This is a genomic window from Mycolicibacterium sp. XJ879 (assembly GCF_053483935.1).
On the sequence record NZ_JBEFTH010000008.1, the window covers coordinates 176,379 to 200,547 of the forward strand.

The following is a 24,169-nucleotide window of genomic DNA, read 5'->3' on the forward strand; positions in this document are numbered from 1 at the left end:
GGTACCGGTCTCGAAGCACCTCGCTATTCGGCATACTGGCGCCGTGTGCGGACTGTTGGCCCTGGTGCGAGATCCGTCCGCCGATGCGTCATCTGGTCTGGTCGAAAGGGTTTCTTCGGCCACTCACCTGATGCGCCACCGCGGGCCCGATGAGCCGGGAACGTGGGTGGACGATTCGGCGCACCCGGTCAGCGTTTTCGGGTTCAACCGGCTGTCGATCATCGACATCGCACACAGCCATCAACCGCTGCGCTGGGGCCCGCCCGAGTCCCCTGACCGTTACGTGCTGGTGTTCAACGGCGAGATCTACAACTACCTGGAACTGCGTGCGAACCTACGCGCTGAATTCGGCGCGGCGTTCGCCACCGACGGCGACGGTGAAGCCATCGTCGCCGCCTACCACCATTGGGGCACCGACGCGCTGAACCGACTGCGGGGCATGTTCGCGTTCGCGCTGTGGGACACCGTGGATAACGAGTTGTTTTGCGCGCGAGATCCGTTCGGCATCAAACCGCTGTACATGGCGACCGGGCCGGGCGGCACCGCGTTCGGCAGCGAGAAGAAGTGCCTGCTGGAGTTGGCCGATGACCTCGGCATCGACCGGACGCTGGATCGGCGCGCGCTGCAGCACTACACCGTGTTGCAGTACGTGCCCGAGCCCGAGACGCTGCACAGCGGTGTGCGCAGGCTGGAGTCGGGCAGCTATGCGCGCGTAAGTCCCGGACAGCCGCCGCAGGTGACGCGTTACTTCACCCCGCAGTTCACCCCGGTGCCGGTCACCCCCGGCGAGGAACAAACCCGCTACGACGAGATCACCGCGGTGCTCGAGGACTCGGTCGCCAAGCACATGCGCGCCGACGTCACGGTCGGCGCATTCCTGTCCGGCGGTATCGATTCCACCGCGATCGCCGCGCTGGCGATGCGGCACAACCCGCGGCTGATCACGTTCACCACCGGGTTCGAGCGGGAGGGCTTCTCCGAGGTCGACGTGGCGGTCGCATCGGCGGAGGCGATCGGCGCCCGGCATGTGACCAAGGTGGTGACGCAGCCCGAGTTCGTCGCGGCGCTTCCCGAAATCGTCTGGTATCTCGACGAACCCGTCGCCGATCCGGCGCTGGTGCCGTTGTTCTTCATCGCGCGGGAGGCCCGCAAACACGTCAAGGTGGTGCTGTCCGGCGAAGGCGCCGACGAATTGTTCGGCGGTTACACGATCTACCGGGAACCGTTGTCCTTGAAGGCATTCGACTACCTGCCCCGGCCGGTGCGGCGCTCGCTCGGCAAGGCGTCACGACCCCTGCCCGAAGGGATGCGCGGCAAGAGCCTGCTGCACCGCGGCTCGCTCACGCTCGAGGAGCGCTACTACGGCAACGCTCGCAGCTTCTCCGACGAACAGCTTCGCGCGGTGCTGCCCGGCTTCCGCCAGGAGTGGACGCACACCGACGTCACCGCGCCGCTTTACGCCGCGACAGAAGGCGCCGACCCGGTGGCACGCATGCAGCACATCGACCTGTTCACCTGGCTGCGCGGCGACATCCTGGTCAAGGCCGACAAGATGACCATGGCCAACTCGCTGGAACTGCGGGTGCCGTTCCTGGATCCCGAGGTGTTCGCGGTGGCGTCGCGGCTGCCCGCCGAGCAGAAGATCACCCGGGCCACCACCAAGTACGCACTGCGGCGCGCCTTGGAACCGATCGTGCCCGCGCATGTGCTCAACCGGCCCAAGCTGGGTTTCCCGGTGCCGATCCGGCACTGGCTGCGCGCCGGCGAGCTGCTGGACTGGGCGCACGCGATGGTCGGCTCGTCACAGGCCGGTGAGCTCATCGACCTCACCGCCGTGCGCACCATGCTCGACGAACATCGCAGCGGGACAAGCGATCACAGCCGCCGGCTGTGGACGGTGCTGATCTTTCTGCTGTGGCACGCGATCTTCGTCGAAGGCAGCGTCACCCCGCAGATCAGCGAGCCGACATATCCGGTGCAGCTCTAAACGAGCCCCTGGCTACGTGGCGAGGGCCTTGTTGATCTCCTGAGCCGCCTCGGCGCCGTAAGCGTCGCTGAGTCGCTGCACAGCCTCGTCACGGTTCCACGTCCATTCCTGGGGCCCGGGCGCCTCGAACACCAACACGGCGACCAGCGACGCCAACTGTGCCGAGCGCTCCAAGCTCAGCCCGGCGCTGCGGCCGGTGAGGAAGCCGGCCCGGAACGCGTCGCCGATGCCGGTCGGATCGGCCTGGCACTTCTCGGGGACGACGTCGACGTGGATGAACTGACCGTCGGAGCTGACCAGGTCGACGCCCTTGGGGCCCAGCGTGGTGACGCGCATGCCGATCTGGTTCATCACCTGCGCCTCGCTCCAGCCGCTCTTGGCCAGCAACAGATCCCATTCGTAGTCGTTGGTGAACAGGTAGGTGGCGCCGTTGATCAGCTTGCGGATCTCCTCACCGTCGAGCCGGGCCAGCTGCTGGGACGGGTCGGCAGCGAACGCCAACCCGAGTTTGCGGCACTCCTCGGTGTGCAGGAACATCGCGTCGGGGTCGTTGGCGCCGATGATGACCAGTTCCGGGGTGCCGACCCGCTTGACCACGTCGGCGAGGGAGATGTTGCGGGCCTCGGACATGGCCCCGGGGTAGAACGACGCGATCTGGGCCATGTCGTCGTCGGTGGTGCACACGAACCGCGCGGTGTAGGAGGACTGCGAGATCAGCACGCTGTCGCAGTCCACGCCCGCCTGCGCAAGCCAGGCGCGGTATTCGTCGAAGTCTTGGCCCGCCGCGCCGACAAGGGCGACGTCGCCGCCGAGCACACCGACCGCGTAGGCCATGTTGCCTGCGACGCCGCCGCGGTGAATCACCAGATCGTCGACGAGGAAGCTCAGCGACACCTTCTGCAGGTGATCGGCCAGCAGCTGCTCGGAGAACCGGCCAGGAAAGCGCATCAAATGGTCGGTCGCAATGGATCCGGTCACCGCAATGGTCACGTAGCGTCACCCTTCATTAGTTCACGGTTGTTGTCGTCGGACACCGTCAGACTTGCGCTAACCTGCCTACAAGTGTCCGCTCGGTCACTGTAGACGGCACATTCCTACGCACATCCCCGGGGAGAAAATTTATGGCTGGTCCGTATCCGCCCGAATACGGCGCTGGTCCGGCAACCCCGCAAATGTACCCACAACCGTATCCCGGAACCGGGGCGCAACCGTATCCGGACAACGCTCCCCCGGTGTATCCGGGCATGATGCCGCCGCCGGTGCAGTACGGAAAGAAGCGCCGGTGGCCGGTGATCGTCGGCGTGGTGCTGGCGGTGGTGGTGATCGGGGCCCTGGTGACCGCGCTCGTATTGGCCGGCCGCGACGACAGCGCGTCGGCCACGGCTTCGGGGATGCTCACCGAAGCGTCGGCCAAGGAAGCCCTTCAGGAGTATCTGGACGCCCTTTCCGGCGGCGACGATGAGACCGTGGCCCGGCACACGCTGTGCGGGCTGTTCGACGCGGTCAAGGAGCGGCGTTCGGACCTGGCCCTGGCCGGTCTGTCCAGCGACGCGTTCCGCAAGCAGTACAGCCAGGCCCAGGTGGCGTCCATCGACAAGATCGTGCGGTCCTCACCGCATCAGGCGCAGGTGTTGTTCACGATGACCGTCACTCCGGCCAGCAGCGGCCGGCGCGGTGAACCGCGCCCGACCGAGCAGCAGGCCGTCGCGCAGCTGCTGTCCTATGACAACGACGTGCTGGTGTGCTCGTATCTCCCGCGTACCGGGCAGTACTGAGCCGTCAGTTGAACGAGTCGCCGCAGGCGCACGAACCGCCGGCGTTGGGGTTGTCGATCGTGAAGCCCTGCTTCTCGATGGTGTCGACGAAGTCGATCACGGCACCCTGCACGTAGGGCGCGCTCATCCGGTCCACGGTCAGGTTGACGCCGCCGAACTCGGCGGTCAGGTCGCCGTCGAGGGACCGGTCGTCGAAGAAGAGGTTGTAGCGCAGCCCGGCGCAACCGCCCGGCTGAACGGCGATACGCAGCGCCAGGTCGTCGCGGCCCTCCTGATCGAGCAGCGCCTTGGCCTTGGCTGCTGCAGCATCGCTGAGGGTCACGCCGTGGGTGGCGGTTCCGGTGGCCGACTCTTCCTGAACTGTCATTTACGTCTCCTGTAATGCCTCAGCTGGTGGGGCGTACCCAAACAACGGTACCCCCTCTGTCCGCTATTCCCGAGTTAGTCCACCGCTCGTCGCAGCACCCCGGCGCCACGGAAGTAACCTGGCAGACGTGAACCTGCTGGGCCGCAAGAAACGCGACGACGAAACACCGGAATCAGATGTGTCCGAAGACACCGCCGACGGTCCGGACGCCGAAAACACCTCAGACAGCCCACCACGCACCACCCCGCCCAAGGGTCGCCCGACCCCCAAGCGCAACCAGTCCAGCCGCAAGCGCGGTCCGGTGGCGCCCGCCCCGATGACGGCCGCCGAGGCGCGGCGGCGCCGCAAGGAAATGCGCAGCAAGCTGACGCGCGAGGAGCGCAAGGCCGAGAAGCTCGAGCGCCGCGCCCATATGGCCGAACGCCGCGAGAAGATGATGGCCGGCGAGGACGCCTACCTGCTGCCGCGCGACAAGGGCCCGGTGCGCAAGTACGTGCGCGATGTGGTCGATGCCCGCCGCAACATCCTCGGCCTGTTCATGCCGTCCGCGTTGGCGCTGATCTTCGTCATGCTGTCGGTGCCCTCCGTGGAGGTGCAGCGCCTACTCTCCCCCGCAATGCTGTTGCTCGTGCTGGTCATGGTGATCGACGGGTTCGTCCTCGGCCGCAAGGTCAACCGGCTGGCCGACCAGAAGTTTCCGGACAACAACGAAACCGGATGGCGGTTGGGCTTCTACGCGGCCAGCCGCGCCTCCCAGCTGCGCCGGATGCGCGCACCCCGCCCGCAGGTCAACCGCGGCGACAAGGTCACCTGAGCGCGGTGCGCACGCTGGTGCTCGGCGGGATCCGGTCGGGCAAGTCCCAATGGGCCGAGTCGGCCGTCGCCGAGGCCGGACCGGTCTGCTATCTGGCCACCGGCCCTGCACCCGACGGGGATGCCGAATGGGCGGCCCGGGTGGCCGCCCACCGCAACCGCAGGCCGCGCTCGTGGTCGACGGTCGAGACCTCCGACGTCGCCGCGCAGCTGCGCTCCACCTCCAGCGCGACGCTGGTCGACGACGTCGGCTCCTGGCTGACGACGGCGATGGACCGCGCCGGCGCGTGGACCGGTGGCTCGGTGACCGCCGACGTCGACAACCTGCTCGATGCAGTCCGCGAGTTTGCGGCGCCGCTGGCGCTGGTCAGCCCGGAGGTCGGGTTGACCGTCGTGCCGCCGACCGAGGCGGGACGACGCTTCGCCGACGAGCTGGGCCTGCTCAATCAGCGGCTGGCCGCCGTGTGCGAGCGGGTGGTGCTGGTCGTCGCCGGTCAGCCCGTCACGGTCAAGGACACCGGCCGGTGACCGACTTTCCCGCCGTCCAACCGCCCGACGAGGAAGTCGCCGCGGCTGCGCGCGCCCGGCAGGACCGGTTGATCAAACCGTCCGGCTCGCTGGGCCGGCTCGAGGACCTGTCGGTGTGGGTGGCCGCCTGCCAGGATCAGTGCCCGCCGCAGCCGTTTCAACGGCCCCGGGTGGTGGTGTTCGCCGGCGACCACGGGGTGGCCGCGGCCGGTGTGTCGGCGTATCCGACCGAGGTCACCGCGCAGATGCTGGCCAACTTCGACGCCGGCGGAGCGGCGATTAACGTGCTGGCCGGGGTGGCCGGGGCGACGGTGCGGGTGACCGACATCGCGGTGGACGTGGCCGAGCCGCTGTCGCCGGCGATCGGCAAGTACAAGGTGCGCCGCGGCAGCGGCAACATCGCCGTCGAGGATGCGCTGAGCGGCGAGGAAGTCGCCGCCGCGCTGCAGGCCGGTCGGCAAATCGCCGACGAGGAAGTCGATTCGGGCGCGGACCTGCTGATCGCCGGTGACATGGGCATTGGGAACACCACGCCGGCGACGACATTGATTGCGGCGCTGACGGATTCGGAACCGGTCGCCGTCGTGGGCAGGGGCACCGGCGTCGACGACGCCGGCTGGGCACGCAAGACCGCGGCGATCCGCGATGCGCTGTACCGGGCGCGCGCAGCTGCGGGCGATCCTATTGCGCTGCTGCGGATCTGCGGCGGCGCCGAGGTGGCCGCGATGGCGGGGTTCTGCGCGCAGGCCGCGCTGCGCCGCACCCCGGTGCTGTTGGACGGCCTGGTGGGCAGCGCGGCCGCGCTGGCGGCCGAGCGGCTGGCCCCGGGCGCGCGGCAGTGGTGGCAGGCGGGTCACCGCTCCGCCGAACCGGCGCACGCGGTGGCGCTGCAGCGCCTGCAACTGGAGCCGATCGTCGACTTGGGGATGCGGCTGGGTGAGGGCACCGGCGCCGCGGTGGCGCTGCCGATCCTGCAGGCGGCGGTGGCGGCGCTGGCGTCGATGGCAACGTTCGACGAAGCCGGGATCAGCCGCGGCCCCGAGGAGCGGTAGCCGCGGTGTTCGGTTCGGTCGCCGCGGCGTTCGCGTTCGGCAGCATCGCGCCGGTGCGCACCTCTGTCGCCGTCGGGCGCGGTGCGCTGACCGCGCTGCCGCTGGTCGGCCTGGCGCTGGGGGCGCTCGCCGCCGGCGCGCTGTGGCTGGCCGACGTGGCGTTCGGCGCGGGCAGTGCGCTGGGCGGTGTGGCGGCGGTGGCGGTGTTGTTGGTCGCGACCCGCGGGCTGCACATCGACGGGCTGGCCGACACGGCCGACGCGCTGGGCTGCTACGGGCAGCCGCAGCGGGCGCTCGAGGTGATGCGCGACGGCTCAACGGGCCCGTTCGGCGCGGCGGCCGTCGTCGTGGTGATCCTGGCCCAGGCGTTCGCGCTGACCGAACTCAGCGCGGTCGGCGTGATCGTCGCGGTGACGGCCGGGCGGGTGGCCGTCGTCGCGGCGTGCCGGCGCGCGGTGCCCGCCGCGGCGGGTAGCTCGCTTGGCGCCCGGGTCGCGGGCACTCAGCCGTTGGCCGTGGTGGCGCTCTGGGCGCTCGCGGTGGCGGGTCTGGCGGTTCTGGCCGGCCCGCGGCCGTGGCAGGGCCCGGTGGTGGTCGTCGTCGCCCTGTTGTGCGGCGTGCTGCTGGTCGCGCACTGTGTCCGGCGGTTCGGCGGCATCACCGGCGACGTGCTCGGCGCGACGGTCGAGGTCACCACGACGCTGACCGCGGTCGGTCTGGCGATCGGCTGATCAGTTCAGCCGGGCCATCCAGCCGTGCGTGTCGGCGAAGGTGCCGCGCTGGATCCCGGTCAGCGTGTCGCGCAGCGCCATCGTGATCTCGCCCGCGCCGCCGTCGGCGATGGTGAACTCGCCGTCGGCGTGCTTGACGTGGGCGACCGGGGTGATGACGGCGGCGGTGCCGCAGGCGAACACCTCGGTGATCTCACCCGCGGCGGCTTTCTTCTGCCACTCGTCGACGTCGATCTTTCGTTCCTCGATGGTGAAGCCGGCGTCAGTTGCCAACTGCAGCAAGGAATCTCGGGTGACGCCGGGAAGTATGGACCCGCTCAGCTCGGGGGTGACCAACCGCGCCGACCCGCCGCTGCCGAACACGAAGAACAGGTTCATCCCGCCCATCTCTTCGATGAAGCGGCGTTCGGCGGCGTCGAGCCACACCACCTGGTCGCAGTTGTTCTCGATGGCTTGCGCTTGGGCCAGCAGCGATGCGGCGTAGTTACCGCCGAACTTGGCCGCGCCGGTGCCGCCGGGACAGGCCCGCACGTACTCCGTCGACAGCCACACGCTGACCGGTTTGACGCCGCCCTTGAAATAGGCGCCCGCCGGACTGGCGATGACCATGTAGCGGTATTCGCTCGCCGGGCGCACCCCGAGACCGGGTTCGGTGGCGAAGATGAACGGCCGCAGATACAGCGACTCCTCCCCGCCCGCGGCGGGAACCCACGCCTCATCGAGCGCGATCAGCTGGCGCAGCGACTCGATGAACACCCCTTCGGGCAGTTCGGGGATGGCCAGCCGACGTGCTGAGGTGCCCAGCCGGCGCGCGTTGGCTTCGGGCCGAAACGACACGATCGACCCGTCGGCCCACCGGTAGGCCTTCAGACCCTCGAACACCTCTTGGGCGTAGTGCAGCACGATCGCCGACGGGTCCAGTTCGATGGGCCCGTACGGGATCACGCGGGCGTTGTGCCAGCCTTTGCCGTCGGCCCCGTCCTTCCGCCAGTCGAGCGACACCATGTGGTCGGTGTGGTACTGGCCGAAGCCGGGATTGGCCAGAATCGATGCCCGTACCTCATCGCTCGCCGGGTTTGCGTTGCGCTCAACCGTGAACTGGAGGTGGCCATCAGTCATGAAGCGATTGTATATGCGCTGACTACCGAGTTTTCGCCTCCACGAACGGCGTCTCGACCACCTCGCATTCGATGGGACGACCGCGCACGTCGACGGTGACGCGGTGCCCGTCGGCAATCTCGGCGGCGGTGTCGATCAGCGCCAGCGCGATGCCGACTTTCAAAGTCGGAGAAAAGGTTCCCGACGTCGTCGTCCCCACTGGGCGGTCACCGTCGAGCACGGTGAGGTCGGCGCGCAGTACCCCGCGCCCGACGGCCTTGAGCCCGCGCAGCAGCCGGGCGGGCCCGGCCTCCTTTTCGGCCAGCAGCGCCTCGCGGCCCCAGAACGCATCCTTTTTCCAGCCGATGGCCCAGCCGCAGCGGGCCTGCAGCGGCGACATCTGCTCGGAGAGTTCGTGACCGTGCAGTGGATAACCCATCTCGGTGCGCAGTGTGTCGCGTGCGCCCAGCCCGGCCAGTTCACCGTCATGGGCGCGGACCTGCGTGAGCAGCGCGTCGAACACCGTCTGCGCGCGGTCCCACGGCGGCAGCAGTTCGTAACCGTGCTCACCGGTGTAGCCGGTGCGGCATACCCGCAGCGGGATGCCGTCGAATTCGGCGTCGACGTAGCCCATGTAGTCCATGTCGGTCGGCAACCCCAGCGCGGCGACTACATCGGTGGATTTGGGGCCCTGCACGGCGAGCACGGCGTAGGAGCGGTGTTCGTCCGTGACCATGACGCCAGCGGGCGCGTGCTGCTGCAGCGCGGCCACCACCGCGGCGGTGTTGGCGGCGTTGGGCACCAGGAAGATCTCGTCGTCGGAGACGTAGTAGGCGATCAGGTCGTCTACAACGCCTCCGGATTCGGTGCAGCACAACGTGTACTGCGCCTTGCCCGGAGCGATGCGGCGCAGATCGTTGGTGAGCGCGGAGTTGACGAACTCGGCCGCGCCCGGCCCGCGCACCAGCGCCTTGCCCAGATGGCTGACGTCGAACAGAGCGACGGCGTTGCGCGTTGCGGTGTGCTCGCTGACCGTGCCCGCATACGACACCGGCATCAGCCAGCCACCGAATTCGGCGAAGCTCGCGCCGAGTTCGCGGTGACGGTCTTCCAGCGGCCCCTTCGATATCTCGCTCACGCCGAACCACCCTAATGTGCCGCTGACCTTGTCACACTTGTGTGGTGGTCGATCTCGACGCGCTGCAAGAAGCGGGCATCGCCGACGCGCACCGTCGAGCAGCCTTGATCGAGTATCTCGACGGGCTGGGGTTCAGCGCCGACGAGATGGTCGAGGCCGAGCGCCGCGGACGGCTCTTCGGGCTCGCCGGTGACGTGTTGCAGCAGTCGGGTCGGCCGGTATACAGCTACCGGAGCGCCGCCGAGGCGCTCGGCGTGTCGCTAGACGAGCTCATGCGTGCGTGGGCCGCGCTGGGGCTCGGCGTCGCCGAACCCGACGATGTGGCGCTGAGCGAAGCCGACCTGGAGGGGCTGTCGGTGTGGGTGGGGGTCAAGGCGACGGTCGGAGCCGAGGCGGCGCTGGCATTTCTGCGGGTGCTCGGCACGTCGATGTCGCGGCTCGCCGAGGCCGGCTCGACGATGGTGCGCATCGCGGCGCCGGACATCCAGATGACCCACACGCAGGACGAGCTCACCACCGCGAAAGCATTCCGCGCAGTCTCCGAGGCCACGCAGCGGTTCGGCGTGCTGATCGAAACCGTGTTCCGCCAGCACATCGTCAGCGCGCGCGCCCATTTCGAGCACGTCATCAGCGACGACACGGCCACCGTAAGGTGCGGCGTCGGGTTCGCGGACCTGACCGGTTTCACCGCCCTGACCCAGCGGCTGACGCCGACCGAGTTGTCGGATCTGCTTGTCGATTTCGGCGGCGTGGTCAGCGATCTGGTGCACGTCGACGGTGGCCGGGTGGTGAAGTTCATCGGCGACGAGGTGATGTGGGTGACCTCGACGCCGGAACTGCTCGTGAAGGTGGCCGTCGACCTGGTCGAACATCCGCGGGCGCGGGAGGCCGGTCTGCAGGTCCGCGCGGGTCTCGGCTACGGCGCGGTGCTGGCCGTCGGCGGCGACTATTTCGGCAATCCGGTCAACCTGGCCGCCCGGCTGGTCGCGGCCGCGGCGCCCGGGCAGATCCTCGCCGGCGACGATGTGCGCGATCAGCTGGGCGACTGGCCGGCGGTGGCGCAGGATGCGTTGTTGCTCAAGGGTTTCGATACTCCCGTGCAGGCCTACGACCTGCGGGTCGGCCGCTGACGACTAAGGTTAGGCCCGTGAGCCCTGCAAACGTCGGCTACCAAGCCCCCAGCGTCTCCGTCAGTTCGTCCCTGCCCAAGCGCAAGCTCGATTCGTCTGTGCTGATCGTGCCGGTGGTGAACGGGGACGACGACCGGGCGGCGCCGAGCGTCGTGGCCAACCCGTTCCTCGGCGCCAAGGCCGTCGGAGACATCGAGGTCGCCCTCGAGGCGCTCGGCGCCAAGGGCGGCGCCGAGCAGGTCACCCGCGTGGTGGTGCCGTCACTGCCGGTAAGCAGCGTGTTGGCGGTCGGGCTCGGCAAGCGGCGGGACGAGTACGACGCCGATGTCATCCGCCGCGCGGCCGGGGTGGCGGCGCGCTCGCTGAACGGCGCCGAGACGGTGTCCACCACGCTGTCGGACATCGATCTGGACGCGACGGTCGAGGGGCTGATCCTCGGCGCCTACCGGTTCACCGATTTCCGCAGCGACAAGACCGCTCCCAAAGACCCCGGGCTGCGGGCTATCACTGCGCTGAGCACCAGCGCGAAGAAGGACGCCGCGCAGCGCGCTGCCGATATCGCCACCGCGGTGGCGACCGCACGTGATTTCGTCAACACTCCGCCGAGTCACCTGTTTCCCGGCGAGTTCGCCAAGCGTGCAAAGGCTTTGGGTGAATCAGCCGGACTTGACGTCGAGATCCTCGACGAGAAGGCGCTCGAGAAGGCGGGTTACGGCGGCATCATCGGCGTCGGCAAGGGGTCGTCGCGCCCGCCGCGGTTGGTGCGGTTGACGCACAAGGGCGCCAAGCGCAAAGGCAAGCGTGTGGCGCTGGTGGGCAAGGGCATCACGTTCGACACCGGCGGTATCTCGATCAAGCCGGCAGCCAACATGCACCACATGACCTCGGATATGGGGGGCGCGGCGGCCGTCATCGCGACGGTAGTGCTGGCGGCCAAGCAGAAGCTGCCGATCGACGTCACCGCCACGGTGCCGATGGCCGAGAACATGCCGTCGGCCACCGCGCAGCGGCCCGGTGACGTGCTGACCCAGTACGGCGGCATCACGGTCGAGGTGCTCAACACCGACGCCGAAGGGCGGCTGGTGCTGGCGGATGCGATCGTGCGGGCCGGCGAGGACGAGCCCGACTACCTGATCGAGACGTCGACGCTGACCGGCGCGCAGACCGTGGCGCTGGGCGCCCGCACGCCCGGGGTGATGGGCAGCGACGAGTTCCGCGACCGGGTCGCCGAGCTGTCGCAGCGGGTGGGTGAAAACGGCTGGCCGATGCCGCTGCCCGAGGAGCTCAAGGACGATCTCAAGTCGACGGTGGCCGACCTGGCCAACGTCAGCGGTTCACGCTTCGCGGGCATGCTGGTCGCGGGCACCTATCTTCGGGAGTTCGTGCCCGAGGGTGTGCAGTGGGCGCACATCGACATCGCGGGCCCGGCCTACAACACCAGCGGTCCGTGGGGTTACACCGGCAAGGGCGGCACCGGGGTGCCGACGCGCACGATGTTCGCGGTCTTGGAGGACATAGCCGCGAGCGGCTGATTAGGCAGACGCCGCGAGCGGCTGATTAGGCAGACGCCGCGAGCGGCTGATTAGGCAGACGCCGCGAGCGGCTGATTAGGCAGATGCCCACCGCCGAGACTGACGTAATGGTCGATCTCGCGCGATCAAATCCGCCAAAACGTCGGTTTGGGCCGGCCGCTACAAAACGCGGCCGCGAGCGGTGCTTCGCATTGCCTGCGGCAGCAGATGGGCCGCGCCGTAGACGAAATAAGCCTCGGGCGCGACGGGTCGAATCGGCTTGTTCTTCTTGACCGCCGACACGATCGCCTTGGCCGCCTTCTCCGGACCGTATCGGCGCAGCGCGAACAGCTTCTCGAGCTGCGCGCGCCGCGCCTCCACACCATCCTGCTTACCTGCGGGCGCGTTGAAGCGGGTGGTGTGCACGATGTTGGTGTTGATCACGCCGGGACACACCGTGGTCAGCCCGACGCCGGCCTGAGCCAGCTCGGCGCGCAGGCAGTCGCCGAACATGAACACCGCGGCCTTGCTCGTCGCGTAGGCGTTCATCGCCTGCTGCGGTGCGTACGCCGCCATCGACGAGATGTTGACGATGTGCCCGCCCATACCACGCCCGACGAGTCGACGCCCAAAAGACCTGCAGCAGTTGACGACTCCGCCGAAGTTGATGCTCAACACCCGGTCGTACTCGTCGCGCGGGGTGTCCAGAAACATCCCGGAGTGCCCGACGCCTGCATTGTTGACCACTACGTCGGGCACGCCGTGCGCGGCGCAGATCTGCTCGGCGAAGCGCTCCACCGCGTCCGCGTCGGACACATCGAGGCGGTACGCGTGTGCTATACCGCCGCGCGCAGCGATCTGGGCGGCGGTCTCCTTGGCGGCGGCCTCGTCGATATCGCTGACCACCACCTCGGCGCCCTCACCGGCGAACGCCAACGCGGTCTCGCGGCCGATGCCGCTGCCCGCGCCGGTCACCGAAACCAGCGTGTCCCCGAAGTATTTGCGCGACCTGCCGACCTGTGCCCGCAACAGGCCGCGGCTCGCCGGTCTCCCGTCGAGATGGTCGACGAGCTCGTGCACCGATTGCGCGATCAGCTGCGGATGAGACATCGGCGACCAGTGCCCGGCGTGCACGTCACGGCGCCACAGCCGCGCCACCCACTTCTCGGTGTCGTCGTAGACGAACGGTCGCACGTGCGGATCGTTGACGTTGACGATCAGCTGCACCGGAACGTCGACGTAGTGGTCGGTCCTCGCGGTGCTCAGCGACCGAAAGTAGTTGGCGGGGTACACCTTCAGGCTGTTGACGGCGTCGGCCGCGACGTCGGCGGAATGGCGGATCTGTTCGCCGACGATGCCCTCGCGCTGTAATCGCCGCCCCATGACCCCGGCGCGGAAGCCGCGCCGCACGACCGCCCGCCCCACGACCGGGACGGAGAACAGTCCCATGTACCAGAACGCCGTCAGCTGCCGCAGCGCCCGCATGAACCGCCGCGGCCGGTACGGACGTTTGAGGTTGTCCATCACGTAACGGTTGAGGTGATCGGCGCTCGGGCCCGAAACCGAGGTGAACGACGCGACCCGGTCACGCGCCTCGGAGCGGGACAGGTACTCCCACACCGCCGTCGAGCCCCAGTCGTGCGCCAGCACATGCACCGGCTCACCGGGGCCGACTTTGTCGAGAACGGCGGCGAAATCGTCTGCATAGCAAGACATCCGGTAATCGGAAATCTTCTTCGGCACCGAGGTCTTGCCGACGCCACGATTGTCGTAGCGCACGATGCGGAACCGGTCGGCCAACAACGGCACCACGCCGTCCCATACGACGTGCGAATCCGGCCAACCGTGCACCAGGACCACCGTAGGACCGTCGGGGTTGCCTTGTTCATATACCGCGATCCGGACACCGTCAGCGCTGTCGGCGAACCGCTCCGTGATGTCGCCCATCACACCTCCACCCGAAGTTAGTGGGACCGCCGGTAACGTAGCAGGCCCGTCGGTCAGGAGTCCTCGAGTTCCTTGCGCAGCGCGCGGCGGCGTTCGATGCGGCGACGTTCGTCGAAGTCACGCATCCGCTGGGGGTAGCCGACCTTCTGCACGTCGTAGACCGGGATGTTGAGCCGTTGTGAGAGCCGTCGTGCACCGGCTTCTCCCCCGGTCGTGCGTCGCGTCCATTCGCCGTCGGCGGCGACCAGCACGACGGTGACGTCGGTGACGGTGGTCTTGGGTTCGACGAAAGCCTCTACCCCGTAATGGTCGGCGACCCACTGCCGCAGGTATTGCAGATCGGCGGCTTGGCCGCTTTTGGTGCGCGCACCGCGCCGGAATTTGCCGAACAATCGCACTCGGGTCGCACTCCCTTCGTCTACCTCCCAAGATAGTGCCAGAGCAAACGGTCGACAGGTCTGAGGCAAACCAGATGCGCAGACGTGAAAGGATGGGTTACGACGATCGACCGAGCAAGAGACTGACCGTTCCAGGGAGCGAGGGAGTCGATACATGGCCATCTCCGTTGAAATGCCCGCACTCGGTGAGAGCGTCACCGAGGGCACCGTCACCCGTTGGCTGAAGCAAGAGGGCGACACGGTCGAACAGGATGAGCCGCTGCTGGAGGTGTCCACCGACAAGGTCGACACCGAGATTCCCTCCCCCGCCTCCGGGGTGCTGAAAAAGATCATCGCCCAGGAGGACGACACCGTTGAGGTGGGTGGCGAACTGGCCGTGATCGGCGACGCCGACGACGACGATTCCGGTGGCGGTGGCGCGGAGCAGGAGCAGCCCGCCGAGGAAGAAAAGCCGGCCGAACAGCCCGCCGCGCAGTCCGAACCGGCCGCCGAAGAGCAGGAGGAGCCGGCCGAAACCCCATCGCCCCCGGCCGATGACAGCGGCGACGGCGGCGGAGACTCCAAAGATGCGACGCCGGTCCTGATGCCCGAACTCGGCGAGTCGGTGACCGAGGGCACCGTGACGCGGTGGCTGAAGAAGGTCGGCGACTCGGTCGAGGTGGACGAGCCGCTGCTCGAGGTCTCCACCGACAAGGTCGACACCGAGATTCCCTCCCCGGTGGCCGGCACCCTGCTGTCGATCACCGCCGAAGAAGACGACACCGTCGAGGTCGGCGGCGAGTTGGCCAAGGTCGGTGCCGCCGGCGCCGCTCCCGCCAAACAGGAATCGAAGCCCGAACCCGAACCTGAGCCCGAGCCCGAACCCGAGCCCGAGCCCGAGCCGAAGCAGGAGCCCAAGTCCGAGCGCAAGCCGGAACCGAAGCCCGAACCCAAACCGGAGCCGAAGGCCGAACCCAAGGCGCAGCCCACCGGCGACTCGACACCCTACGTCACGCCGCTGGTGCGAAAACTGGCCGCCGAGAACAACATCGACCTCACCACGGTGGAGGGCACCGGTGTCGGTGGCCGAATCCGCAAGCAGGACGTGTTGGCCGCGGCGGAGGCCGCAAAGGCCCCCGCCGAGCCGGCCGCCCAGCCGTCCGCGGCGCAGCCAGCCCGACAGCCGGCCCGACAGCCGGCGACACCGGCACCGGCCCTGGCGCATCTGCGCGGCAGTACGCAGAAGGCCAGCAGGATCCGCCAGATCACCGCCAAGAAGACACGTGAATCTTTGCAGGCCACAGCGCAATTGACGCAGACCCACGAGGTCGACATGACCAAGATCGTGGCGCTGCGGGCAAAGGCCAAGGCCAGCTTCGCCGAACGCGAGGGCGTGAACCTGACGTATCTGCCGTTCATCGCCGTCGCGGTGGTCGACGCGCTCAAGGCGCACCCGAACGTCAACGCCAGCTACAACGAGGACACCAAGGAGATCACCTACTTCGACGCCGAGCACCTCGGCATCGCGGTCGACACCGAACAGGGTCTGCTGTCCCCGGTGATCAAGAACGCCGGCGACCTGTCGTTGGCGGGGCTGGCCCGCGCGATCGCCGACATCGCCGCGCGCGCCAGGTCGGCTGACCTCAAACCCGACGAGCTGTCCGGTGGCACGTTCACCATCACCAACATCGGCAGCCAGGGCGCGCTGTTCGACACCCCGATCCTGGTGCCGCCGCAGGCGGCGATGCTGGGCACCGGCGCGATCGTCAAACGGCCGCGGGTGATCGCCGATGAGTTCGGCAACGAGTCGATCGGTATCCGGTCGGTGTGCTACCTGCCGCTGACCTACGACCACCGGCTGATCGACGGCGCCGACGCCGGACGCTTCTTGACCACCATCAAGCGCCGGCTCGAAGAGGGCGCGTTCGAGGCCGACCTGGGTCTGTAGGCCGATGTCCGTTGTCGCGATCGCCGGTTCGTCCGGCCTGATCGGCACGGCGCTGGTGTACGCACTACGCGCCACCGACCACCGGGTGCTGCGGATCGTGCGCAGGGCCCCGTCCAACGTCGACGAGGTGTTCTGGAACCCCGACACCGGCGAGTTCGATGCCGGTGTGCTGACCGGCGTCGACGCCGTGGTGAACCTGTGCGGGGTCAGCCTCGGCGCCAAACGCTGGTCGGGCGCGTTCAAGCAGAGCCTGCGCGACAGCCGCATCGCGCCCACCGAGGTGCTGGCCTCGGCGGTCGCGGCGGCGGAGGTCCCGACGCTGATCAACGCCAGCGCGGTCGGCTACTACGGCGACACCGACAGCCGCATCACCGACGAGTCCGCCCCGTCCGGCGACGGGTTTCTGGCCCAGCTGTGCCAGGACTGGGAGGAGGCCACCATGGCCGCCCAGCAGGCGGGGGCGCGGGTGGTGCTGGCCCGCTCCGGGCTGGTGCTGGCCCCGTCCGGCGGCATCCTGGGCCGGCTGAAGCCGTTGTTCTCGCTCGGGCTGGGCGCGCGGTTGGGCAACGGCCGCCAGTACATGCCGTGGATCAGCCTGGAGGACGAGGTACGCGCGCTGATGTTCGCGATCGCCCACCGCGACCTGTCCGGTCCGGTCAACGTGACCGGGCCCGCGCCCGTCACCAACGCCGAGTTCACCGCGGCGCTCGGCCGGGCGGTCAACCGTCCCACCCCGCTGGCGGTGCCGGGCTTCGCGGTGCGCGCGCTGCTCGGCGAGTTCGCCGACGAGGGCCTGCTCGGCGGCCAGCGCGTTATTCCGGCGGTGCTGGAGGCGGCGGGTTTCCGGTTTCACCACAACACCATCGGCGAGGCGCTGGCATTCGCCACCGGCGGCAACCACACGTAGATTTCTATCCATGGCGGCAATGTCGATCCGGTCGGTGCAGTCACCGGTTGACGTGCGCCGACTGGGCACCGTCGACTACGAAACGGCCTGGCAGCTGCAGCGTGAGCTGGCCGATGCCCGCGTCGCCGGCGGGCCGGACACGTTGCTGCTGCTCGAGCATCCGCCGGTGTACACCGCGGGCCGGCGCACCCTGCCGGAGGAGCGTCCACTCCCCGACGTCTCGGACACCCCGGTCGTCGACACCGACCGCGGCGGCAAGATCACCTGGCACGGGCCGGGACAGCTGGTGGGCTATCCGATCGTCGGGCTCGCCGAACCGGTCGACGTGGTGAACTTCGTTCGGCGCATTGAGGAATCGTTGATCAAGGTGTGCGCCGACCTCGGGCTGGCCACCGGCCGGGTGGCGGGTCGCTCCGGGGTGTGGATGCCTGGTGACGGGGCGCGCCCGACGCGCAAGGTCGCCGCCATCGGCATCCGGGTGTCGCGGGCCACGACGCAGCACGGGTTCGCGCTGAACTGCGACTGCGACCTGAGCGCCTACGACGCGATCGTGCCGTGCGGTATCGCCGACGCCGGGGTCACCTCGCTGAGCGCCGAGTTGGGCCGCCGGGTCGGCATCGACGAGGTGCTGGGCCCGGTGACCGAGGCTGTTTGCGACGCGCTCGACGGCCGGCTGTCAGTAGCATTGACGACGTGACCGTCACACCGGAAGGCCGTAAGCTCCTGCGTCTGGAGGTGCGCAACGCCGAGACTCCGATCGAGCGCAAGCCGCCGTGGATCAAGACGCGCGCCAAGATGGGCCCGGAATACCAGGAGCTCAAGGCCCTGGTCCGGCGCGAAGGCCTGCACACCGTCTGCGAGGAAGCCGGTTGCCCCAACATCTACGAGTGCTGGGAGGACCGCGAGGCCACCTTCCTCATCGGCGGCGAACAGTGCACCCGGCGCTGCGACTTCTGCCAGATCGACACCGGCAAGCCCGCCGAACTGGACCGCGACGAGCCGCGCCGCGTCGCCGAGAGCGTGCACACCATGGGGCTGCGCTACTCGACGGTCACCGGGGTGGCCCGCGACGATCTGCCCGACGGTGGCGCCTGGTTGTACGCCGAGACCGTGCGGGCCATCAAGGCGCTCAACCCCGACACCGGCGTCGAACTGCTGATCCCCGATTTCAACGGTGAACCCGCGCTGCTGGAGCAGGTCTTCGAGGCACGCCCAGAAGTGTTGGCGCACAACCTGGAAACGGTGCCGCGCATCTTCAAGCGGATCCGGCCCGGGTTCCGCTACGACCGCAGCCTGCAGGTGCTGACCGCGGCGCGCGCGTACGGGCTGGTGACCAAGTCCAACCTCATCCTCGGGATGGGCGAGACGCCCGAGGAGGTGCGCGAGGCCCTGCGCGAGCTGTACGACGCCGGCTGCGACATCGTCACGATCACCCAGTATCTGCGCCCTTCGGTGCGGCACCACCCGGTGCAGCGGTGGGTCAAGCCCGAGGAGTTCGTCGAGCACGAACAGTTCGCAGCAGAGCTCGGATTCGCCGGGGTGCTCGCCGGGCCGCTGGTGCGGTCGTCGTATCGGGCCGGCCGGCTGTATGCCCAGGCGAAGGCGACATCGGACTCCGTATCCTGAACGCATGGCGAAAACCCGCAATCCCGCAGCCGTGAAGGCCGCGAAAGCCGAAGCCAAGGCGGCCCGTAAGGCGGCGTCCAAGCAGCGCCGCACGCAGCTGTGGCAGGCGTTTCAGGTCCAACGCAAAGAGGACAAGCGCCTGCTGCCCTACATGATCACCGCGTTCGTGGTGATCGTGGGCGCGTCGGTGGTGCTGGGCTTGATGGCCGGCGGGTTCAGCACCTACATGATGATTCCGCTCGGCATAGTGCTGGGAGCGCTCGTCGCCTTCATCATCTTCGGCCGGCGCGCGCAGAAGTCGGTCTACCGCAAGGCCGAGGGGCAGGCCGGCGCGGCCGCGTGGGCGCTGGAGAACATGCGCGGTAAGTGGCGGGTGACCCCCGGCGTCGCGGCCACCGGCCACTTCGACGCAGTGCACCGGGTGATCGGACGACCGGGCGTGATCTTCGTCGGCGAGGGCTCCGCGACCCGGGTCAAATCGCTGCTTGCCCAGGAGAAAAAGCGCACCGCCCGGTTGGTCGGCGACATCCCCATCTACGACATCATCATCGGCAAGGGCGAGGGTGAGGTCCCGTTGGCCAAGCTCGAACGCCATCTCAACAAGCTGCCTGCCAACATCACCGTCAAGCAGCTGGACTCGCTGGAGTCCCGGTTGGCCGCGCTGGGCACCAAGGTCGGCCCCGCCGCCATGCCCAAGGGTCCGCTGCCTGCCCAAGCCAAAATGCGCGGCGTGCAGCGCACCGTCCGGCGACGCTGACGTCGAGTCGCCGGCCAGATGTGTACAGCATGTGAATGGGCGCCGGCTTTCACGGCAATCACCACCCGCCGCACGGTGTTGCGCACCGCGGGGCTCGTGCTCGCGGCGACGGCGCTGACCGCCTGCGCGCCACGCTCACAAGACCCCCAACCGACGGCGTCGCCAGGCGCTGATGATCGCGCAGACTACGTGTTCCGCAACGGCCCGATCTACACCGTCGCGGGCGCGGACCCGTGGGCGCAGGCCGTGGCCGTGCGCGGCAACACGATCATCCATGTCGGCGACGAGGACGGCGCGATGGCGCTGGCCGGTCCGGGCACCCGAGTGATCGACCTGGCCGGCCGGCTGCTGATGCCGGGTTTCGTCGAGGGCCACATCCACCCGTTTCTCGGCGCGTTCCTCACCTCCGGCGTCGACCTGCAGGTGCCGACGGGCGCCGACGCGCTGGCCGCGATCGAGGCCTACGCGCAGGAGTATCCGACCGGACCGGTACGCGGATTCGGTTGGCGCGTGGACATGTTCGGGCCCGAGGGCCCGACCCGCGCCGACTTGGACCGCGTCCTACCGGACCGGCCCGGGTTCTTCTTCGCGATCGACGGGCACAGCCTTTGGGCCAATAGCGAGGCCCTCGAGCTGGCCGGTGTCGACCGCGACACCGAGGATCCGGTTCCCGGGTTCAGCTATTACGCCCGCGACCAGAACGGCGATCCGACCGGATACGTGCTGGAGGTGAACGCGGCGCTGAGTCTCGTCGATGCCATCGAGCCGATCTCCGCCGAAACCATGGGGCGGCTGCTGGAGGAATGGACGCCAAAGGCGTCCGCGGCGGGCATCACGTCGGTGTTCGACGCCGGCGTGCCACCCATCGGCGCCGATCAGGGCGCGCTCATCAGCCTGTATACCGACGTCGAACAACGCGGACAGTTGCCGTTTCGGGTGGTGGCCTCCTACAGCGTGAAGTCCGCGCCTGCCGATGACGTCGTCGCGCAGATCACCGACATCCGCAACCGGTTCTCGACGGATCTGGTGCGCGCCGACGTCGTCAAGATCGTTGGCGACGGCACCCAGGGCGGCTACACGGCCTGGCTGATCGAACCATATGCGGACAAACCGGACTCCACCGGCGGATCACCGTTCACCGAGGAACAGTGGCACCGCCTGATCGGTGAGGTCGACGCCGCCGGCTTCGACGTGCATGTGCACGCCTGCGGTGAACGCACGACGCGCGTCGCCCTCGACGCGATCGAGCGCGCCGTGGCCGCCAACCCCCCGCGCGACCGCAGGCACGCGATCGCCCATCTGGTCTACGTCGAGGACCCCGACAACGGTCGCTTCGGTGACCTCGGCGTCGTCGCGCAGTTTTCGGCGAACTGGATGTCGCCGGATCCCGACACCATGCAAAACATGGTGGCGCGCTACGGCCCGCCGCGAGCCGATCTGCTGTATCGGCCTCAGGACGTGCTGAGGTCCGGCGGGCGCATCTCCATGGGCACCGACTGGCCCGCGGCGGGATACTTCTCCACCTACAAGCCGCTGGACGCGATCCAGATCGGGGTCACCCGCCAGCTGATCGGCCAGCAGGGCGACGCGGTGCTCGCGCCCGCGGACCAACGGTTGTCGGTCGCCGAGGCGGTGTACGCCAACACGATGGGTGCGGCCTACCAGCTGCGGATGGACGACCGGGTGGGCTCGCTGGAGGTCGGCAAGCTCGCCGACATGATCGTGCTCGACGAGAACATCCTCGACGTCGACCCGAACGACATTGCGAAGGCGACCGTGGCGCTGACGATGATGAACGGGCAGATCCGCCACGAGGTGTGACGTCAGCGGCGTACGACGGCGGTGTTGGTGAAGCGGTCCTGGTAACCACGGAAATCACCGTCGGTGAACAGCGCGGGGATGACGAAGAACACCAGCAGGCTGCGCACGGTGGCGCGCCCGAGGCCGACGTGCATCCGGTGGTCGATCGACGCCACCCGCAACCCGAGCGCGTACTGGCCGGGGGTGAAACCGTACAGCCGCACCGAGATGATGCCGAGCACCACCCAGACCAGCGCGATCGACGTCGACCCCAGCGGGGTGTACAAAAAGTCGTCGCGGCTGACCAGCCCGACGCCCACGGCCAGCCCCACCAGCCCGTAGGCGATGAACCAGTCGATCAGCAGCGCACCGATGCGCCTGCCGAACCGGGCGATCGAGCCTGGCCCGGTCTCGGGCAGACCGAGTCGCTGTCCCGGGTAGTCGTTGGGTCCCAGATCACTGCTCGGTCCCGATAACCAGGACCCCAGCCGAAAACCATCTGCGCGGGCCATAGTGACAGGATATGTGTGACCCCGCCGGGGCCACCGGCCGCCAGCAGCAAGTCACCGAGGGACATTGCGTAACTTCGGCGCAACATCCGGTTGACGACCGTGCAACATCGTGTCCTTAGCGTCAACGCGCGGGTTACGAAATATAAGGAGAGAACTCAGTGGCAGAAAAGACCGCCGACGACATTCTCAAGCTGATCAAGGACCAAGACGTACAGTACGTCGACATTCGGTTCTGCGATCTGCCCGGCGTCGTTCAGCACTTCTCGATCCCGGCTTCGGCCTTCACGCAGGACGTCTTCGAAGACGGCTTGGCCTTCGACGGCTCGTCGGTGCGCGGATTCCAGTCCATCCACGAATCCGACATGATGCTGCTGCCGGATCCCGAGACCGCACGCATCGATCCGTTCCGCGCCGCCAAGACGCTGAACCTGAACTTCTTCGTGCACGATCCGTTCACCCGCGAGGCCTATTCGCGTGACCCGCGCAACGTGGCCCGCAAGGCGGAAAACTACCTGGCCAGCACCGGTATCGCCGACACCGCGTACTTCGGTGCCGAAGCTGAGTTCTACATCTTCGACTCGGTGTCGTTCGACTCGCAGATGAACAGCACGTTCTACGAGATCGACTCGGTGGCCGGGTGGTGGAACACCGGCGAGTCGGTGGAGTCCGACGGCAGCGCCAACCGCGGCTACAAGGTGCGCCCGAAGGGCGGCTACTTCCCGGTCGCGCCATACGACCACTTCGTCGACCTGCGCGACGAGATGTGCACGAACCTGCAGAACGCCGGCTTCATCCTGGAGCGCGGCCACCACGAGGTCGGCACCGCCGGCCAGGCCGAGATCAACTACAAGTTCAACACGATGCTGCACGCAGCCGATGATCTGCTGCTGTTCAAGTACATCATCAAGAACACCGCCTGGCAGGCCGGCAAGACCGTGACGTTCATGCCCAAGCCGCTGTTCGGTGACAACGGCTCCGGGATGCACGCGCACCAGTCGCTGTGGAAGGACGGTCAGCCGCTGTTCCACGACGAGTCGGGCTACGCCGGGCTCTCCGACACTGCGCGCCACTACATCGGCGGCATCCTGCACCACGCGCCGTCGCTGCTGGCGTTCACCAACCCGACGGTGAACTCCTACAAGCGGCTGGTGCCCGGCTACGAGGCGCCGATCAACCTGGTGTACAGCCAGCGCAACCGCAGCGCCTGCGTGCGCATCCCGATCACCGGCAACAACCCGAAGGCCAAGCGTCTGGAGTTCCGTTGTCCGGACAGCTCGGGCAACCCGTACCTGGCGTTCGCGGCGATGCTGATGGCCGGCCTGGACGGCATCAAGAAGAAGATGGAGCCCCTGGCGCCGGTCGACAAGGATCTCTACGAGTTGCCGCCGGACGAGGCCGCCAGCATCCCGCAGGCGCCGACGTCGCTGTCGGCGGTCATCGACAAGCTCGAAGCCGACCACGAATACCTCACGGAGGGCGGCGTTTTCACTGAGGACCTGATCGAGACATGGATCTCCTACAAGCGTGAGAACGAGATCATGCCGGTGCAGATCCGGCCGCACCCCTACGAGATCGCGTTGTACTACGACGTGTAAGTACTACGACGTGTAAGTCAGCGCTGACCAGTTCGGGCCGGGCGACTTTGGCGCGCCCGGCCCGAATCGGCGTTAGGGTCTTTCAATGACGACCCTGAACAACCGCCTGAACACGTACTCGCCGGCGGCGCTGACCGCCTTCCGCGTTATCTTCGGTCTGCTGTTCGCCATCCATGGCTCATCGAAACTGTTCGGCTGGCCGCTGGGTACCTCGGTCCCCTTCGGCAGCTGGCCCATGTGGTGGGCCGGGGTGATCGAACTGGTCGCCGGCCTTCTGATCACCGTGGGATTGTTCACCCGCATCGCCGCTTTCATCGCCGCCGGCGAGATGGCCGTCGCGTACTTCTGGCAGCACTGGCCGCCGCTTGAAGGCGAGCCGCAGAGCTTCTGGCCGATGGCCAACGGCGGCGAAGCGGCGCTGCTGTTCTGCTTCGGTTTCCTGCTGCTGGCCACCATCGGCGCCGGCGCCTACTCCATCGACGGCAGACGCCGCCCGGTAGCCGCCACCACGACCAGAACCACAACCGCTGCACCCCGCCGCGGTCTGCTCAGCCGCTTCCGGCGGTAGCG

Annotated in this window: 23 protein-coding genes; 16 read left to right on the forward strand and 7 right to left on the reverse strand. The window is 68.2% G+C overall.

Translation table 11 applies throughout. The features are described 5' to 3' along the window. Positions 1-43 precede the first annotated feature (43 nt). Positions 44-1,987, forward strand: coding sequence for an asparagine synthase (glutamine-hydrolyzing) (asnB, locus tag ABQF13_RS18640; RefSeq protein ID WP_448394255.1), 1,944 nt, complete (start codon positions 44-46; stop codon positions 1,985-1,987). 12 nt (positions 1,988-1,999) lie between these two features. Here asnB and ABQF13_RS18645 read toward each other — a convergent pair whose 3' ends face one another. Beyond that, positions 2,000-2,977 carry a carbohydrate kinase family protein gene (locus tag ABQF13_RS18645; RefSeq protein WP_448394256.1) on the reverse strand — a complete coding sequence of 326 codons (978 nt, stop codon included), beginning with the start codon at positions 2,975-2,977 and terminating at the stop codon, positions 2,000-2,002. A 131-nt stretch (positions 2,978-3,108) separates the two neighbouring features. On the opposite strand from ABQF13_RS18645, the gene ABQF13_RS18650 reads away from it, so the two are divergent. Then, complete coding sequence (locus ABQF13_RS18650; protein WP_448394257.1) at positions 3,109-3,762, forward strand: Rv0361 family membrane protein; 654 nt, start codon at positions 3,109-3,111, stop codon at positions 3,760-3,762. Positions 3,763-3,766: 4 nt separating this feature from the next. Here the strand turns inward: ABQF13_RS18650 and ABQF13_RS18655 are convergent, their stop codons facing one another. Then, positions 3,767-4,129, reverse strand: a complete 363-nt coding sequence (locus ABQF13_RS18655; RefSeq protein WP_448394258.1) for a HesB/IscA family protein — start codon at positions 4,127-4,129, stop codon at positions 3,767-3,769. Between the two features lie 178 nt (positions 4,130-4,307). Here ABQF13_RS18655 and ABQF13_RS18660 point away from each other — a divergent pair, with 178 nt between their 5' ends. The 4 genes from ABQF13_RS18660 to ABQF13_RS18675 are packed head-to-tail and all read left to right on the forward strand — an operon-like array spanning position 4,308 to position 7,253. Beyond that, on the forward strand, positions 4,308-4,943 hold the full coding sequence (locus tag ABQF13_RS18660; RefSeq protein WP_448394320.1) for a DUF3043 domain-containing protein: 636 nt from the start codon (positions 4,308-4,310) through the stop codon (positions 4,941-4,943). A gap of 5 nt (positions 4,944-4,948) precedes the next feature. Further along, positions 4,949-5,470, forward strand: a complete 522-nt coding sequence (locus ABQF13_RS18665) for a bifunctional adenosylcobinamide kinase/adenosylcobinamide-phosphate guanylyltransferase (protein ID WP_448394259.1) — start codon at positions 4,949-4,951, stop codon at positions 5,468-5,470. Beyond that, positions 5,467-6,522: a nicotinate-nucleotide--dimethylbenzimidazole phosphoribosyltransferase gene (gene cobT, locus ABQF13_RS18670; RefSeq protein ID WP_448394260.1), complete on the forward strand. Its 1,056-nt coding sequence runs from the start codon at positions 5,467-5,469 to the stop codon at positions 6,520-6,522. Before ABQF13_RS18665 ends, cobT begins: the two co-directional genes overlap by 4 nt. A gap of 5 nt (positions 6,523-6,527) precedes the next feature. After that, a complete protein-coding gene (locus ABQF13_RS18675) occupies positions 6,528-7,253 on the forward strand; it encodes an adenosylcobinamide-GDP ribazoletransferase (RefSeq protein ID WP_448394261.1) in 726 nt (241 codons plus the stop codon). Here the strand turns inward: ABQF13_RS18675 and ABQF13_RS18680 are convergent, their stop codons facing one another. Then, complete coding sequence (locus tag ABQF13_RS18680) at positions 7,254-8,372, reverse strand: branched-chain amino acid aminotransferase (RefSeq protein ID WP_448394262.1); 1,119 nt, start codon at positions 8,370-8,372, stop codon at positions 7,254-7,256. Between the two features lie 22 nt (positions 8,373-8,394). Next, positions 8,395-9,489, reverse strand: coding sequence for a glycine cleavage system aminomethyltransferase GcvT (gene gcvT / locus ABQF13_RS18685; RefSeq protein WP_448394263.1), 1,095 nt, complete (start codon positions 9,487-9,489; stop codon positions 8,395-8,397). Between the two features lie 44 nt (positions 9,490-9,533). Between gcvT and ABQF13_RS18690 the strand changes: the two genes are divergently transcribed. Then, positions 9,534-10,619: an adenylate/guanylate cyclase domain-containing protein gene (locus ABQF13_RS18690; RefSeq protein WP_448394264.1), complete on the forward strand. Its 1,086-nt coding sequence runs from the start codon at positions 9,534-9,536 to the stop codon at positions 10,617-10,619. 17 nt (positions 10,620-10,636) lie between these two features. Further along, complete coding sequence (locus ABQF13_RS18695; protein WP_448394265.1) at positions 10,637-12,151, forward strand: leucyl aminopeptidase; 1,515 nt, start codon at positions 10,637-10,639, stop codon at positions 12,149-12,151. Between the two features lie 159 nt (positions 12,152-12,310). Here ABQF13_RS18695 and ABQF13_RS18700 read toward each other — a convergent pair whose 3' ends face one another. Further along, positions 12,311-14,077: an SDR family oxidoreductase gene (locus ABQF13_RS18700; RefSeq protein WP_448394266.1), complete on the reverse strand. Its 1,767-nt coding sequence runs from the start codon at positions 14,075-14,077 to the stop codon at positions 12,311-12,313. Between the two features lie 53 nt (positions 14,078-14,130). After that, complete coding sequence (locus ABQF13_RS18705) at positions 14,131-14,475, reverse strand: oxidoreductase (protein ID WP_448394267.1); 345 nt, start codon at positions 14,473-14,475, stop codon at positions 14,131-14,133. A gap of 154 nt (positions 14,476-14,629) precedes the next feature. Here ABQF13_RS18705 and sucB point away from each other — a divergent pair, with 154 nt between their 5' ends. Genes sucB through ABQF13_RS18735 form a run of 6 tightly spaced genes read left to right on the forward strand, consistent with a single transcriptional unit; the run spans position 14,630 to position 21,513 of the window. Beyond that, entirely contained in the window at positions 14,630-16,402 is a 1,773-nt protein-coding gene (gene sucB, locus ABQF13_RS18710) for a 2-oxoglutarate dehydrogenase, E2 component, dihydrolipoamide succinyltransferase (RefSeq protein WP_448394268.1), read from the forward strand. Positions 16,403-16,406: 4 nt separating this feature from the next. After that, on the forward strand, positions 16,407-17,309 hold the full coding sequence (locus ABQF13_RS18715) for a TIGR01777 family oxidoreductase (protein ID WP_448394269.1): 903 nt from the start codon (positions 16,407-16,409) through the stop codon (positions 17,307-17,309). Between the two features lie 10 nt (positions 17,310-17,319). Next, a complete protein-coding gene (gene lipB, locus ABQF13_RS18720) occupies positions 17,320-18,006 on the forward strand; it encodes a lipoyl(octanoyl) transferase LipB (protein ID WP_448394270.1) in 687 nt (228 codons plus the stop codon). Beyond that, positions 18,003-18,935: a lipoyl synthase gene (gene lipA / locus ABQF13_RS18725; protein ID WP_448394271.1), complete on the forward strand. Its 933-nt coding sequence runs from the start codon at positions 18,003-18,005 to the stop codon at positions 18,933-18,935. Before lipB ends, lipA begins: the two co-directional genes overlap by 4 nt. Before the next feature lie 4 nt (positions 18,936-18,939). After that, positions 18,940-19,692, forward strand: a complete 753-nt coding sequence (locus ABQF13_RS18730; RefSeq protein ID WP_448394272.1) for a DUF4191 domain-containing protein — start codon at positions 18,940-18,942, stop codon at positions 19,690-19,692. Between the two features lie 18 nt (positions 19,693-19,710). After that, entirely contained in the window at positions 19,711-21,513 is a 1,803-nt protein-coding gene (locus ABQF13_RS18735; RefSeq protein ID WP_448394273.1) for an amidohydrolase, read from the forward strand. Between the two features lie 2 nt (positions 21,514-21,515). Here ABQF13_RS18735 and ABQF13_RS18740 read toward each other — a convergent pair whose 3' ends face one another. Next, positions 21,516-22,004, reverse strand: coding sequence for an RDD family protein (locus tag ABQF13_RS18740; RefSeq protein ID WP_448394274.1), 489 nt, complete (start codon positions 22,002-22,004; stop codon positions 21,516-21,518). 158 nt (positions 22,005-22,162) lie between these two features. Between ABQF13_RS18740 and glnA the strand changes: the two genes are divergently transcribed. Both glnA and ABQF13_RS18750 read left to right on the forward strand, forming a co-directional pair. Further along, the gene (glnA, locus tag ABQF13_RS18745; RefSeq protein WP_448394275.1) at positions 22,163-23,599 is read left to right on the forward strand and encodes a type I glutamate--ammonia ligase; all 1,437 of its coding nucleotides are present in this window, start codon (positions 22,163-22,165) and stop codon (positions 23,597-23,599) included. An 85-nt stretch (positions 23,600-23,684) separates the two neighbouring features. After that, the gene (locus ABQF13_RS18750) at positions 23,685-24,167 is read left to right on the forward strand and encodes a DoxX family protein (protein WP_448394276.1); all 483 of its coding nucleotides are present in this window, start codon (positions 23,685-23,687) and stop codon (positions 24,165-24,167) included. The last annotated feature ends 2 nt before the right edge of the window (positions 24,168-24,169 follow it).